This is a genomic window from Sporosarcina sp. QA0331, from assembly GCF_055808055.1.
Genome location: NZ_CM147850.1, coordinates 2,383,157 through 2,398,795, shown reverse-complemented (window position 1 = coordinate 2,398,795; position 15,639 = coordinate 2,383,157). Strand labels below are relative to the sequence as shown.

Here is a 15,639-nt window from a genome sequence, read left to right as displayed (position 1 = left end):
TCCTTGAATAGAAGGCTCCAATAGGGGCCTTTTGCTATTTCTCGGCTTTTTTGGTGGAAGGGAGAATACGAATGAAACTACATAAAAAAACGAATCGTCCACTTGTCCTCATATCAGTCATGCTAGCGATGTTTGTCGGAGCAGTTGAAGCGACAATCGTGTCGACGGCAATGCCAGCGATCGCTGGTGAGCTTGGCGGATTTTCAAGGTATAGCTGGATTTTCTCTGCATATTTGCTTATGAGTACGGTTACTGTTCTGATCTATGGCAAGTTGGCAGATCTATACGGGCGAAAACCTATATTTTTTATCGGCTTATCCATTTTCCTATTCGGTTCCATTATTTGCGGATTAGCAACATCGATGGAACAGCTTATTGTCTTTCGTTTGATCCAAGGCTTGGGAGCAGGAGCAGTCATGCCGATAGCAACAACGATTGTTGGGGATATTTATTCCACAGAAGAACGGGCTAAAATCCAAGGATATTTATCGAGCGTCTGGGGCATTTCAGCAGTATCCGGCCCAGTAATCGGCGGGCTCATCGTTCAATATTGGAATTGGAAATATGTGTTTTGGGTCAATGTACCGCTAGGTTTGTTAGCGATGGTCGGAATCTATTTCTTTCTTCAAGAACCGGCATCCGAAAGAAAAGTGGCTATCGATATTAAAGGGGCAGTCTTATTGACGACCTCTTTATCTATAATTCTTTTCTGGCTCGTTGAAGGTGGACAATCCTTTAGTCGATCTTCAGTGGTTAGCCTCCTACTTATTATTTTAGGTATAGCGCTCTTTACGCTATTCATTTGGGTGGAAAAGAAAGCAGAAGATCCTATGATGCCTTTCTCCATTTGGAAAAACCCTGTAATTCTTTATGCCAATCTCGTTTCATTGACAACTGGTGTCATTCTGATCGGTGTCTCCTCTTATTTGCCCACTTACGTGACGGGTGTGATGGAACAGACTGCCATGATTGCCGGGTTTACATTGACAGCGATGTCAATCGGTTGGCCGATCGCTTCTTCTGTTGCAGGGCATTTATTGATCAAATTCGGAACATTTGCCGTGTCGTTTGCTGGAGGCATCTCCTTAGTGTTTGGGTCACTCATGTTCGTTTGGATGACAGGTGAATCGGGTCCGTTATGGGCTGCATTTTCAAGCTTTTTCGTCGGTGTCGGAATGGGATTAACGAGCACATCATTCATTGTAACGATTCAAGGTGCCGTCAGCCGCGAACAACGGGGATCGGCAACTGCCGCAAACATGTTCATGAGAAACTTCGGGAATACAGTGGGGGCTGCCATTTTTGGTGCAGTTTTGAACGGGTCATTACTGTCTTCCTTTCAGGAGCGAAATCTTGATTATGAAGTAAATGATATAAATCTATTATTGACGGAAGAAGCGAGGTCTACATTACCGGTTTCAAAGATGAATATCTTACAACATGCGCTTGATGGTTCTTTGCAATGGGTGTATGTGGCTGTACTTATTTTTGCAGTCATCAGCTTACTGCTCATCTTGCGGATACCGAGAGGAAAGGTGGTTCTTCATGACAACAACTGAATTAGAAATCATTAAAGCATTAGCGGAGGAAGGCAATATGCGCAAGGCGGCTGAAAGGCTTTTTTTATCTCAGCCCGCTTTGTCACAACGCCTTCAAACGATTGAAAAGGAATGGGGAACGATGCTGTTCATCCGTTCTCAAAAAGGGTTGGAGCCAACTCCAGCCGGTGAGCTTGTCATTGCTTTCGCAAAAGAGACAATCTTGAAAAAAGAGGAAACTGCCGAGATGATAGCATCTCTTGCGGATAAAGTACACGGTACACTTAAAATCGCTTGCGCTTCCATCGTTGGACAAACTTGGCTGCCGCAAGTACTGAAGGAATTTGTAAGCATGTACCCGGATGCGAAGATATCATTGATGACAGGTTGGAGTTCGGAAATTGTGAAAGCGCTTTATGAAGGGGAAGCCCACGTCGGAATTGTTCGAGGCCAGGTGGATTGGAAAAGCAGGAAATCTTATCTGTTTAGAGACCGTCTTTATTTAGTAGACCAAGAAATTACATCAATCGATGAATTGATGGGGACCGAGCGGCCGTTTATTCAATTTAAAAGTGATTCCAATTACTATATGGAAATTCAACGATGGTGGCAACGCCATTTTTCACAATATCCAAAGAGGCAAATTACCGTTGACCAGATTGAAACGTGCAAACAACTTGCTTTGAATGGAATTGGATATGCGATATTACCTTCAATCACATTGGCAGGAGACGAGAAGGTGAATAAAATTCCTTTGCTGAATAGCGAGGAGGAATTCGAATTGACAAGGGACACATGGCTAATTGGCTATGATTCCACTTTTGAACTGAAACAAGTGAGCGCTTTTACTGAAGTACTTAACTTGCATGCTGAAAAATTAAGAAAAGAATTGAAGTGACGGGAACTTTCCTAATTTTGCTACGTACTAATTAAGAAAGGTACAGAATATTGGCGATGTCCAATTGGGGGAATCAATTATGTGGAAGAAACAGTGGGGATTACTAATCGCCATGTTTGTATTTTGCTTATTCCTGCCGACAATAGAAGCTTCAGCCGCACCTGAATTGAAAGTAAAGGTGACTGCAGGCTTTGACGGAAAAGCAAAATTCGGAAAAGGAGCGCCAATCATAGTTGAAGTCGAAAATAACGGAACTTCCGCTTTTAGCGGAGACATGGTCATTGATACACAGCAGTCTTATGAGTCTGGTATCGGGGAAGTTTTTCCGCTCGACATCGGAGCGGGCGAAACAAAAACTGTGACGTTCATCAATCCGAAAATGTTCGATTACAATATGTATGGCATGAACAACAAATCTATCTTCTTTTATGAAGGCGGATGGAAAAAAGGCAAGGAGATTGATCATAAGGGGACTCAGCAAATTACTGTCGCCATGTATCACGACGATACAAAAATCATCACCGCATTCACAGACAACATCGATCGATTGTCAGCGTTGAAAGGGTTCCGCCTGACGAATTATCCGAGCACTCAATTGATTGATGCTTCAAAAATCGTTTCGTTGAATTTAGAGGAAGCAGCAGGGTGGGGACCGACGGATATAATCATCATTGACGAATATCCGATTGCCGATATGTCGCCAGCTACGCAGCAAGCATTAGTCAACTGGGTGCGGTCGGGAGGCATTATCGTTTTTGGCGGCTCCGATCATTTGGTGGGAGAGTCGGGTGCATTTGCAGAACATTTGCCGTTGTCATTGGATGGAAAGAAAGTTCTAAGTCCTGAAGTATTAAATGAATGGACGTCTAGGGAAGATTTCGATCAAGAAATTACGATCGCAACTGCTACATTAAATCCTGATTCGAAAGTCATTTTTTCGAAAGATGCGGATATCCTTGCTGCTTCTAAACAGCTTGGCAAAGGGCTCGTTTTGCAAACTGCCTTTTCCGTAGGGGATGAACCATTTTCCAAAATGCATGGAGCACCAGCGGTATGGAAAAATATACTCGATACGGCAACTCAATCGATGATCGCAAACGGCATGATGCCTTATTACAATGACCCTATGGAATCGTTGCGGTGGTCAATCGGAAATTCAAATGAACTTTTCCCTTCTTTTAAAGTATCCGCACCACTTCTATTTGGTGTGATCATATTCTACATCATTATTATCATCCCGGTCTTATATATTATCCTAAAACGAAAAGACAAGCGGGAACATGCATGGTGGATCATTCCTGCCATTTCTGTTGCAGTGTCAATCTTCATATTCGCTTATGGCGCACGTGATCGCATCGGCCAAGCTCAGATTCAGCAAACATCTGTATTTGAAGTTGAACAAGACGGAAGGCTGAACGGGTATTTTGTCGAATCTATTTTGACGAACAAGGCAGGAGACTTTGTCTTTTCAGCACCAAAAGAAACGACAATGTCAACATACACCCCATATTCCATGGGATTATTCGGCCCTTCCTCAATGGGAGGCAATTCTCATAAACGCGCTGTACTTGAGAGAAGTGCAACAGGTTCGAACTTGCATTTACGTGATATCGGCTATTGGGATGTTGCGACAGTCTATGGGCAAACAACTTTAGACGCAATCGGAAATTTCGATATTTCATTGACCGTTAAAGACAAGCAATTGACAGGTGAAATTACAAATAACTTTCCATTCCCAGTGAAAGAACTTGCGATTTGGTCGGGGACGAGTCGAATCAAAGTCGGAGATTTAGGACCTGGAGAAACGTTGAAGGTAAATGAAACGTTAAAGACATCGACTTTAATTCGGAAAAGGTCTTCCAACGCAATGTATATGGGGAATATGCCAACGAATTCGGATGATCTGTTACAAATGAGAAAAGACAGTCTCATAACGTTTTCTGGTGAGTTTATGAGCAACACTTCTATGCCTGCGCTCATCGGTTATGCGGATACAAAGCTCGTGCCAATAGAACTGGAAAAATCAAAAGCTGCAACTGATTCCTTAACGATGCTATCACAGTCGTTCGCACCGAAAGTCGAATTTAGCGGCAGCTTTACTGTAGATCCGGAAATGATGACGATGAGTCTTATCTCTGAAGTAAATAATATACAGGCTCACCAAATTGGGTATGCGGCGAATATGTATTATTTTGACGAGGACACGTATGTCCAAACGTGGCAAGTGCCGGAAGATTTAATGCAAAAAGTATCGGCATGGAAATCGATGGATATTTCAAAAAATCAAAAGCAGCTATACACTTTGCAAATTTGGAATGTCAAAACGCAGAGCTATGATTCACTTGAATCCGAAAGGAAATTGACGTTGGATTCGATCGATGACTATATAACGGAAGATGGAAAAGTGACTTTTAAATTGGAGTTTCTCAATAAACAACATGGCAATGAAGGTCAACCTCCTGAAATCAAGCTGCATGGCGAGGTGAAGAAATGATTGAAATTAAAGGTTTAACGAAGAAGTACGGCCAATTCACAGCACTCGATGATCTGAACTTAACATTGAATGAAGGAACTGTATTCGGGTTTGTCGGTGCAAACGGAGCTGGTAAATCCACGACATTCCTAATTGTTTCGACATTATTGCAGCCTACTTCTGGTGATGTACTCATCGATGGTGTAAGCGTGCGGGAAAAGCCAGCAGAAATCCGGAAACTGATTGGTTATATGCCTGACTTTTTCGGAGTTTATGATCAACTAAAAGCGGATGAATATCTCGATTTTTATGGTGCGAGTTACGGGATTCCAGAAGAGGAAAGAAAGAAACTAATTCCGCAGCTGCTGGAGTTAGTGAACTTGTCTCATAAAAGATATTCATATGTCGACTTATTGTCCCGAGGCATGAAACAAAGGTTATGCTTGGCCAGATGTCTTATTCACGATCCGAAAGTCCTTATATTGGACGAACCGGCATCAGGGTTGGACCCAAGAGCAAGGATTGAGATGCGTGATATTTTAAAGACGTTGAAAGGTATGGGGAAGACGATTTTAATATCTTCGCATATTTTGCCTGAACTGGCTGAGATGTGTGATGAAATCGGAGTTATTGACAATGGCAAATTGATCGCACATGGCTCGGTTGCAGATATCCAAAAGAAGCTGCAAGGTGAAAAGACAATAACAGTCCGTTTAGCGGGGAAAACTGAGGAGGCAATTGCGTTTTTTGAAGAGCAGCCTTTTGTCAATTCGATTGAAATGCTTGAAAACGGAGAAGGGATTTCCTTCGTTTATAGAGGCGAGGAAATGGAGCAGATTGAAATGTTGAAACGGGCAGTCTTGTCTGACTTGCCGATTGTTTCCTTCATGGAACACATTACGAATTTGGAAGACGTCTTTATGGAAATTACGAAAGGAGCCGACTGAAGATGAATTTTAATAATCCGGTTCTTTTTAAAGAGTTGAAGTTGAGATTTAGATCATTTAAAGGGTTCAATGGCATCCTCTTCTTTTTGTTGGCGATGTGCATTTTCGTCTTCGGGTATATTTTCTTGACGGTGAATATGACGGGAACTTCCTATTTCAGACCGAGCCAAAGCTTTGTCCTGTTCGCTTTTCTTTCCTATATCCAACTAGGGCTCGTATTGTTTACAGCCCCTGGTTTGACGGCGGGTTCGATCAGCTCCGAAAGGGAGAAACAGACGTTGCCTATTCTATTGACGACGTCGCAAAGCTCTTTCCAAATCATTTCTGGAAAGATGCTTTCGTCAGTTGCGTTTCTTTTGCTGCTCATAGTAGCGGGGCTTCCTGTGTACAGCTTAGTCTTTTTATTCGGAGGAATATCGCCCGGTGATTTCGTTAAAATATTCCTTTTCTTATTTGTAACATTGCTTGCAATCGGCAGCATCGGCGTCATGTTCTCAACATTAATTCGAAGAACGGTTGTCTCAATGATTGCAACATATGGTACGATGCTTTTCCTTTCGGTAGTAACTGGTTTTCTGTTTATAATTGTCATGCAAGTGAAAGCATTTAACTATATGGGGACTCCGGTAACTTCGCCGTCATATATCGGGCAGTTTTTAGCCTCGATCAATCCGGCGGTGTTATTCGCAACGTTTTTGTCGCCTGAGCTCAACAGATCGATCTCAGACATGACAAATATCGATTTTCCGATCTGGGCTGGATACTTGATTTTTTATGGGGTTTTAACTGCAGTGGCGCTGTTCATCGCTGTTAAAAAACTCCGTGTCAATATGAAACGATTAAAGTGATGAGGTGAGACGGATGGAAGAGAGATCAGCATTACATCGATATGTTGGAAGGGCTCTGAATTCATTGTGCTTCGAGCGATCTGTCCGTATGCTGCAAGCAGGATTTTTCATGACTGCCTTATTATCTTCATTGTTCCTAGCTGCTTCCAGACTGTTCATATTACCTCATTATGAATGGATCACTTTTTGGATTGCGATAACAGCTATCGTTGCAACAATCATCGTGCTGTTCATTAAGAATGTCCGCCGAGAAGAGGCTGTTTGGAAGCTGGATCATTATGTACCGGACAATTTACTTGTGACCGCATTGGATGATCGCGTTCAACATTCGGATTTTGGTCAGGCGATTGTGCGAAGAGCGGAAAAGGCGGTAGACATAGCTTATCCGCAATTCAAGAAACGGGAAAAAAGATATATCAACGGAAAAATGCTTTCAGGTTTTCTTATTTTTCTCGCCGCTTCCGTCCTCTTGCTCATGTTTCCTTCAGAAGCGCAGCAGGAAGCACAAGCTGTCGCTAAGGAAAAGGAAATCATCGAGGAATTGAAAAAGGAAGTGGCCGATTTAGGGAAGAAGGAAAAAAATCCTGAACAGAAAAAAGAATTGGCAGAGCTGGCGGAGAAACTGAAAGAAACTGAAACGACAGATGAAACGTTAAGAGAATTAGTGAAGAAGCAAAAAGAGTTTAAGCTGAAGGAACAGAGATTGACTGAAAAAAAGGAAGGCTCTGAAGAAGGCTTAAGTGAAAAAGAGGAATTGAAGCTTGAAGAACTAAAATCGATTGTTGACCAGCTCGCGCAACAAGCAGGAAAAGCACAAAGCGCATTGAATAAAATAGGCAAAGCCCCATCGCTGCCTGCTTTGGCAAGTGCTGAAACTCCATCCACGGCAAATAGTGGTCAAACAAGTTCCGGTGCAAAGCCTGGCACGGGACAGTCTCAATCTAGCCGCAATGGTGGGAGCCAAGGCGAGGGCCAAAGTGAAGGTCAAGGTGAAGGTCAGGGCGAAGGTCAAGGCGAAGGTCAGGGCCAAGGTCAAGGAGAAGGTCAGGGCCAAGGAGAAGGTCAGGGCCAAGGTCAAGGAGGAGGCGAAGGTCAGGGCGAAGGCCAAGGAGAAGGTCAGGGTCAAGGCCAAGGTCAAGGCCAAGGTCAAGGACAGGGTCAAGGTCAAGGGTCTGGCGCGGGAACAGGGAAAGGTGGACGTGACTTACTTTCCATTCCCTTCGATAGAATAGGTAGTTACAATGACCCTTCTGTTGTAGGCGGTGAGCTAGGTGAAGGGGAATTCGTTGAAGAGAATGAGCGTGATGGCCTTGTTGAACGTGGGACATTGCGGCCTTATCAAGAAGTGGTCGGAAGTTATAAGGACGCCTATTTAAAAGGGTCGGATAAAATGAATCTTCCTGCGAATTTACAACGAGTCCTTTCTGATTACTTTTCATCAATTGAATGACTAATGGATGGGAGATGTACAAATGTCGTTTTCACCTGAACAATTTGAAGAAATGAGCAGTACGCTTGCAGAAGTGAGAGAAGAAATCGGTAAGTTCATTGTAGGTCAACAGGAAGCTGTCGAGTTCTCGTTATATTCTATATTGGCGGAAGGGCATGCATTATTGGAAGGGTTGCCTGGCTTAGGGAAGACAATGCTGATTCGCACAATATCCGAAGTGTTGGATTTGTCTTTTTCTCGAATACAATTCACACCGGATCTCATGCCTGCTGACATTACAGGAACGAGCATTCTAGAACGGAATCCAGATGGAGTTCAACGTTTTGTATTTAAAGAAGGGCCGATATTCAGTCAAATGGTGCTGGCTGATGAGATTAACCGCGCCACTCCGAAAACTCAAAGTGCTTTGCTTGAAGCGATGGGCGAGAAAACCGTAACCGTCCTTGGTGAAACCCGGAAAATGTCCAGACCATTCTTTGTTCTTGCGACACAGAATCCAATTGAAATGGAAGGGACATATCCGTTGCCGGAAGCGCAAATGGACCGGTTCTTATGTAAAATTCTACTTCCTTATCCCGTAAAGGAAGAGTTAAAGGAAATAATGCTACGAACAACCGGACCGAATACTGTTTCTATTAGAAAAGTGATGGACACAGAATCGATTGTTTTGGCTCAGGAAATGGCGAAGACAATTGTCATTGCAGACGAGATGATGGATTACGCCGTCGATCTAGTATCGGCGACACATCACCGAACAGACAGCGAAGACGATTGGAGCCAATATGTCCAATATGGAAGCGGCCCTCGTGGATTACAGTCCATCATTCGATTGGCAAAGGCAAGAGCGTTAATGGCAGGCCGTTTCCACGTATCAATTGCCGATATTAAAACTGTTGCCAAACCAGCTTTAAGGCACCGTATCCTTATTAATTATGAGGGGGAAGCGGAAGGAATTGATGTCGATAAACTTATCGATCGATTATTGGAGGATATCCGCCAAGGAGCGCAAGTGTAATGAGAGAAGAACTTTTCCCTGATCGATTATCCAAACGATTAGGCGGGTTATCCATCATCTCGAGAGCGAGACGGCTAGGTCATCATAAAGGGACGCATCGCTCCAGTAAAACCGGAACTTCATTGGATTTTTCGGATTTCAGAGAATATCACCCGGGCGATGATTTACGTCATATTGACTGGAATGTGTTTGCACGTACCGATAAACCGTTCATCAAGCAGTTTTTGGATGAACAAGAAATGCGGGTACATATACTGCTTGATTCAACAAAATCAATGGGGACGGATGGCAAATGGAATTTTGCGCGTCAACTGGCGATTGGGTTAGGACATATCGCGTTAAAAAGTGGCGACACCGTTTCGTTTTCAACATGGACTGCTGACCAGAATTATTTCTTCCGGAAAAAAGGTGCATTGCACCGGGCAGCATTTTCAAAATACGTTACGCAATTGCAAGAACCAATTTTTGAAGGTGAATTTGCGGATCAACTCATAAAGCATGTTCCGAAGGCGATGACAGTCTTATTCATTATTACAGATGGCTTGGAGCAGATAGACAAATGGGAGCGTCTGTTCAGGAGGTTGCCGGGTGTATGTAAGGATGTACGAATTTTGACGGTTCACTCCCCAATGGAAGAGTTCCCAGAATACGAAGGTGATGTGCGCCTTGTCGATGTGGAAAAGGGATCGGTCGTTGAAGTGTCCATGAGTCAACGGATCGTCAAAGAATATAAAGAAAAGAAATTGAAACATGAAGCTGAATTATCAGCATTGGCGAGAAAATACGGAATCCAACTTTTGCGCACGGAAGTTTCGGAAGGTGCAATGGATTGTTTTACGAAAAAGATGAGACATGCAGGATGGTTGCGTTGAAAGGGGGCGGCTAAGTGGGGTTCGATCAAATCAGTAATGTATGGACGGCAGTTTTCCCGTTGGCCGTCCTTATTTATTATTTCTTTCGGAAGAAGTATATAACGACTACAATCTCTTCCACGTTGTTTTGGGAACAATCAATGCGGGAGACAAAAGTTTCTCCGTACTTGAAAAATTTGCAGCGGAATGCCTTATTTTATTTGCAGATGGCAGCACTGTTGCTATTGTTATTCATCTTGCTTCGCCCATTTTTACCGAAGGAGATTGTTGCGGATGGACATACTGTTATTGTCGTAGATGTTTCCGCAAGCATGTCCGCCAATGACGGAGATATGTCATTATTGGAGAAAAGTAAAACGAAGATGCGTTCGATTGTAGAAGAACGTGCCGGTGAATCGTTCTCTATCATAACGACCGGGAAAGAACCTGCTCTGTTGCTTCGTCAAGAGGCCGATGAGCGGCTTGTTTTAGCTTCGATTGACGGGCTAGAATTGAATTATGAGCATGAGCATATTGGAAGGTCGCTCGAGATAGTGAGATCTATTACATCACAAGCAGGAGCGGATGTTCATATATTTACAGATTTCCTTGATCGGTCTATATTCATGGACAGTGAAAATGGGATTACTTGGACTGTCCATAACAATGAAGTTCCTTTAGACAATATTGCAATTGAAAAATTCGGTGCCATACATACTGTAGATGGTACAGAGGCCATTGTTAAGCTTTCAAATCAAACCTTACTGAAACAATCGGGGAAGGTGATTGTCCATAATGGATTGACGGGCGATAAATTGGCTGAACAGGAGTTTTCGGTTGAAGAAGACGCGGACGCTCTAGTTTCATTCAAGGATTTACCGCTGCTTCCGGCATTCCATGTTCATATGGAAGTGGAAGATGACTATTCCGCAGACAACGAAGCAATTATCGTCATCGGCAGTGAATCATCGGAAGTAATCGTAGACAGTCAATTGCATGAGCTAGTCAAAAAAGCATTTGAGGCGATTGGCCTCAACGTTAGTTCAGGGTCTGTGAATGAAATGACGTCTGCAAGAGACCATGCAATGATCGTGACGAATGAGACTTCCTTTTTGAAGAATGGAACAGAGCCGATTCTGTTGATTGGCAGAAATGATTCAGCGGCAGAGCCAGTTTCGGGTGTAGTGGAATCTATGAATGACGCATTATTCACGATTGCATCAATTGATGATATTTATGTGAGCGCTCTTTATCCACCATTCGAAGGGTTTTCGACTTTAGCCTCTATCGATGGCAAGCCGTTTATCCAGAAATCACCCAGAGGCGATATTATCATCTTGACGGATATTGGCCTGACAGATTGGCCGTTACATCCGTCGTTTCCGTTATTCCTTTGGAGTTCGATGGAAATGTTGCGATCCGGTAGCGATATCGCTGGAACTTTCATGCCGAATGAGAGAAAAGCGATATTGACGGGAAATGGAACGGATGGAATTGAAATTTTCACGATTGGTGATGAGTATGTCGCTACGTATCCAGTAGATGAGAATTTTGTCGCGCCTTCTAAACCTGGAATCTATAAACTAATGGATAGTGGGAAGGAAAGGTATTTTTCCGTCCAGCTTGAACAGGATGAGAAATCAATTTCCTCTGGATCTAGTTATAAACTTGGAGCAGACCTTACTGATGGAACTGAAAAAGAAGAAGGTAAACAAATGATTGGATGGCTATTTCTTTTGCCGCTACTCCTTCTTTTATTGATAGAGTGGGAGGTGCAGAGACGTCGTGGATATTCGAATTGAGAATCCTTTATGGCTCTTGCTGCTCATACCCATAGCGATTTACATGGTGTATGCTTGGAAGTCATCTAACATGCGTTTCGCACGTAAAGAGACGATTCTATATGCCCTTAGGAGCCTTGTGATCCTTTGTATTGTTTTCGCACTTACCGTTCCTTATGTGATGCTGCCGGATGACGAGGAGCAGATTATATTTGTTGTTGATAGGTCCGTTTCTGTAGCGGATGCGAGTCAAACAGCAGAAAAGTGGATAGCGGAAAGTTTGAAGGCGAGAAAAGCGAACCAATCTGTAGGTATATATTCATTCGCCGGAACGTTTCGGACAGATAGTAGATTGACCGATGCTACAATTGAAATGCCGAAGCTGGAACCGATAGATTCGAAAGGTGCAACGAATATTGCCAATGCGATTGACTTGTCTGCAGCAGTGGCAAAAGCCGGTCTCGCAACGAGGATCGTGTTATTGTCCGATGGGCTGGAGACGGAAGGGTCAATAGAAGAACTATTGCCGAAATATGAAAATGGCCATGTCCAAATTGACACGGTCATGTTGCAACGATCGAATGACGCAGATGCTTCCATTTCATTATTTGAGACGCCTAGATCCGCTTATGAAGGAGAAAGGCAATTACTGCGTGTTGAAGTCGAGTCATCCACACAGACAGTGGGCCAGTTGCTGATCAACTTGAACGATGAGGAGATTATTAGTGAACCGGTTTCGCTAGACGAAGGTACGAATCAATTTGCATTTCATCATGAGGCTAGTGGAACAGGTCTTCTGAAGTATGAGGCAAAGCTAATTGTGCCTGATGATGGACTTCTAGAAAATAACCGCATGCTTTCCGTCACGATGCTTGAACAATCTCCTAAAGTGCTTGTCGTCCAGACTGAGCGGAGCCCTTCCGTTATTCCGTCGCTTCTCGACCAAAACGCTATGGAAGTTGATGTAGTGGATGCAGAAAGATTGCCGGAAACAATGTCCGGATATTTAGGATATGGTGCAATTATTTTTGATAACGTACCTGGCCATCTTGTTGGAGAACATAAAATGACGGTCATTGAACAGGCGGTTAAAAGTTTCGGTACTGGGTTCATGATGGTCGGGGGCGATGAGAGCTATGGTTTAGGAGGTTATTTCAAGTCTCCGATCGAGCGATTATTGCCAGTGGAAATGGAAGTGAAAGGGAAGGAGCAGCTCCCGTCCCTTGGTCTTGTCATAACTTTAGACCGTTCTGGCAGTATGTCCGGGTCAAAAATTGTCATTGCGAGGGAAGCGGCAGCAAGAGCAGTCGAGTTGCTTCGGAACGATGATACTTTCGGCTTCACTGCATTTGACCATGAAATTTGGGAAGTCATCCCTGTCGGACCTTTACAAGATAAACAAGACGCAATGGAGCAAATCTTGTCAATACCAGCAGGCGGAGGGACTGATATTTTCCCATCTGTCGCTAAGGCGTATGAGGATTTGGCAGATCTGAAGCTCCAAAGGAAGCATATTATTCTGTTGACAGATGGGCAATCATCCATGCCTCCGGATTATGAAGACGTCATAGCGGAAGGTAAAAATACGAATGTTACGTTATCGACCGTTGCAATCGGTACAGATGCGGACAGCCTGCTGTTGGAGGAATTGGCGGAACTCGGCGGCGGAAGGTTCTACAACGCTTTTGATGAGTCGACGATTCCGGCCATATTGACCCGGGAAACATCGATGCTTACAAGGACGTACATTGAAGATGACCCATTCTATGTCTCATTGGGCAATGTGCCTGAGTGGACATCTATCTTCCAGGAAGGCGTCCCGCAAATGAATGCTTATATTGCAACGACACCGAAAGGAACAGCGACAATCGTGGCAGAAAGCCCTAAGGAAGACCCGGTCATTGCAGAGTGGATGTATGGACTTGGTCGTACAATTGCATTCACATCCGATTCAACGGGGAAATGGTCTGGTGATCTGGCAAGATGGGAGGGCTATTCTAGCTTTTGGAATACAGCTGTTTCACGATTACTGCCGACTTATGAAGATGTCCCGTATCTGATCACCCATGATCGTGGCGGAACGTATACGATTACCGATAGTTCCAGGAAATCGGCATTTTTGGAAATTGCGATTGTTGATGAACAAGGGAATGAAGTGCCATTCCAGTCGGAACCGTTGGCGCCAGGAAAAGTCAGGGTGACATTGGATGCCGACCCTGGTCTTGTCTTCTTCGGTATCGCGGATGATAAGGGTGGCTTGTTTGAAGCGGGTGTTTCGGTACCTTATAGTTTGGAATACAAACCGTCTGAACCAAATGTTGCGCTGCTTGAGAAAATTTCTGAACGGACGGGCGGCGAGCATCTCGAAGATCCTGAGCAAGTTTTCCGTCCGCATCCATATAAAAGTGGAGATCGGAAACCGATTGCAGATTGGCTTATACTTACGGCGATGATTTTGTTTTTCATTGACATTACACTTCGTCGATTCGGCATGTTTTCAAGTTTGCTCGCACGAAAAGAAAAGAATGACCCAAAAGAAGTTACGACAGTCAAACAAGAAGACCATGTCGCTGAATTATTAAAAGCGAAAAAGAAACGTTAGAAAAACCCTTATCTCCTGTTCACGGAGATAAGGGTTTTTGGTTATGTTCTCGTCGAGGCGAGAAGGACTGTATGCTTCCTTGACCATACTGTTGCAATTCCGAAACAGATAAGGAGAATAGCGGTACCTAAGATGTAAGGGAATGTAATATTGATGTCGAAAATGGAGCCAGCAAGCGCTGGGCCGACCATATTCCCTAAACTCATATAAGCATTCATCATTCCGGCAGCATATCCTTGTTCTTCACCTGCAAGCTTTGAAACGAGTGTATTGACCGCAGGACGAAGAAGGGAAGTCGCCGTCGAGAAAATTGTCGCAACGAGGAGGATCGTCCAAAAAATATCAACGAACAGAATGGCGAGCATTGAAATAGCCGCAACGACCAAATTGAACAGAATGACCCGCATCTCCCCGTATTTTCTAAACAAAGGGTTAATGACAAAGGTCTGGACAATAACGCCGACAAACCCGCCGACCGTAATCAACACCGCAATTTGAGAAGGTGTATACCCATACTTATGGTCGACATACAAAGAAATAGTCGATTGGAAATTCGCAAGCCCGAAAGAGAAAACGAACATGACGATCAACATGACAAAATAAGGAGTTGTCGTCGAGCGTTTTAACTGCTTGAAAATATTTTCCGATTTCTGATTGATTTTCTCTAATGAAACGACCGGTGCAACGTTCGGTAAAATGAAAATCGAAAGTAGAGCAGCAAACACGGCAGCTCCAGCAGCAAAGTAAAAAGGAGTGAGCAAGCTGATCTTAGAAAGGAACCCGCCGATTCCTGGACCAATCATGAATCCAAGTGACATGGAAGCCCCTAACAGCCCCATCCCTCTACCTCTGCCTTCGAGCGTTGTGATATCAGCAACAAATGCCATCATAGGAGGCACAATGAATGCCGCTCCCATTCCGGAAAAGAACCGGGAGACAAACAACATCCAAAGTTCTGTAGACATGCTGAACGCAAGCTGTGATAAACCAAAGATGAATAAGCCGAAAATAATGATTTTCTTTCTTCCGTGTCGGTCTGACAAATCCCCAGATATTGGTGAAAAGATGAATTGTGCAAACGAAAAGATTGCAATAAGGAATCCTAGTACTTTTCCAGCCACACCGAATGTCCCTAAGTATTCAGGCATGATCGGGATGATGAGACCGATGCCGGACATTGCGATGAACATATTGAACATTAATATGTATAATGCTGCATTATTCGATTGTTTCGCT

General features: G+C 43.8%; 11 protein-coding genes. 10 read left to right on the top strand and 1 reads right to left on the bottom strand.

Going from position 1 to position 15,639, the window contains the following annotated elements:
• The first annotated feature begins 71 nt into the window (after window positions 1-71).
• The 10 genes from AC0L13_RS12005 (at window position 72) to AC0L13_RS11960 (ending at window position 14,403) form a co-directional block, all read left to right on the top strand.
• Complete coding sequence (locus AC0L13_RS12005; RefSeq protein WP_473639857.1) at window positions 72-1,559, top strand: MDR family MFS transporter; 1,488 nt, start codon at window positions 72-74, stop codon at window positions 1,557-1,559.
• A complete protein-coding gene (locus AC0L13_RS12000; protein ID WP_473639855.1) occupies window positions 1,546-2,436 on the top strand; it encodes a LysR family transcriptional regulator in 891 nt (296 codons plus the stop codon). Before AC0L13_RS12005 ends, AC0L13_RS12000 begins: the two co-directional genes overlap by 14 nt.
• 79 nt (window positions 2,437-2,515) lie before the next feature.
• On the top strand, window positions 2,516-4,930 hold the full coding sequence (locus AC0L13_RS11995) for a hypothetical protein (protein WP_473639853.1): 2,415 nt from the start codon (window positions 2,516-2,518) through the stop codon (window positions 4,928-4,930).
• Complete coding sequence (locus tag AC0L13_RS11990; protein ID WP_473639851.1) at window positions 4,927-5,856, top strand: ABC transporter ATP-binding protein; 930 nt, start codon at window positions 4,927-4,929, stop codon at window positions 5,854-5,856. The genes AC0L13_RS11995 and AC0L13_RS11990 overlap by 4 nt, the downstream gene beginning before the upstream one ends.
• On the top strand, window positions 5,853-6,704 hold the full coding sequence (locus tag AC0L13_RS11985) for an ABC transporter permease (RefSeq protein WP_473646984.1): 852 nt from the start codon (window positions 5,853-5,855) through the stop codon (window positions 6,702-6,704). The genes AC0L13_RS11990 and AC0L13_RS11985 overlap by 4 nt, the downstream gene beginning before the upstream one ends.
• A 13-nt stretch (window positions 6,705-6,717) precedes the next feature.
• The gene (locus tag AC0L13_RS11980; RefSeq protein WP_473639848.1) at window positions 6,718-8,154 is read left to right on the top strand and encodes a hypothetical protein; all 1,437 of its coding nucleotides are present in this window, start codon (window positions 6,718-6,720) and stop codon (window positions 8,152-8,154) included.
• 22 nt (window positions 8,155-8,176) lie between these two features.
• On the top strand, window positions 8,177-9,169 hold the full coding sequence (locus tag AC0L13_RS11975; RefSeq protein WP_473639846.1) for an AAA family ATPase: 993 nt from the start codon (window positions 8,177-8,179) through the stop codon (window positions 9,167-9,169).
• Complete coding sequence (locus AC0L13_RS11970) at window positions 9,169-10,041, top strand: DUF58 domain-containing protein (protein WP_473639844.1); 873 nt, start codon at window positions 9,169-9,171, stop codon at window positions 10,039-10,041. Before AC0L13_RS11975 ends, AC0L13_RS11970 begins: the two co-directional genes overlap by 1 nt.
• A 14-nt stretch (window positions 10,042-10,055) precedes the next feature.
• Complete coding sequence (locus AC0L13_RS11965; protein WP_473639842.1) at window positions 10,056-11,822, top strand: vWA domain-containing protein; 1,767 nt, start codon at window positions 10,056-10,058, stop codon at window positions 11,820-11,822.
• Window positions 11,806-14,403, top strand: coding sequence for a VWA domain-containing protein (locus AC0L13_RS11960; protein ID WP_473639840.1), 2,598 nt, complete (start codon window positions 11,806-11,808; stop codon window positions 14,401-14,403). The genes AC0L13_RS11965 and AC0L13_RS11960 overlap by 17 nt, the downstream gene beginning before the upstream one ends.
• 41 nt (window positions 14,404-14,444) lie before the next feature.
• On the opposite strand, the gene AC0L13_RS11955 is transcribed toward AC0L13_RS11960, so the two are convergent.
• Complete coding sequence (locus tag AC0L13_RS11955; protein WP_473646981.1) at window positions 14,445-15,602, bottom strand: MFS transporter; 1,158 nt, start codon at window positions 15,600-15,602, stop codon at window positions 14,445-14,447.
• Window positions 15,603-15,639: the final 37 nt, after the last annotated feature.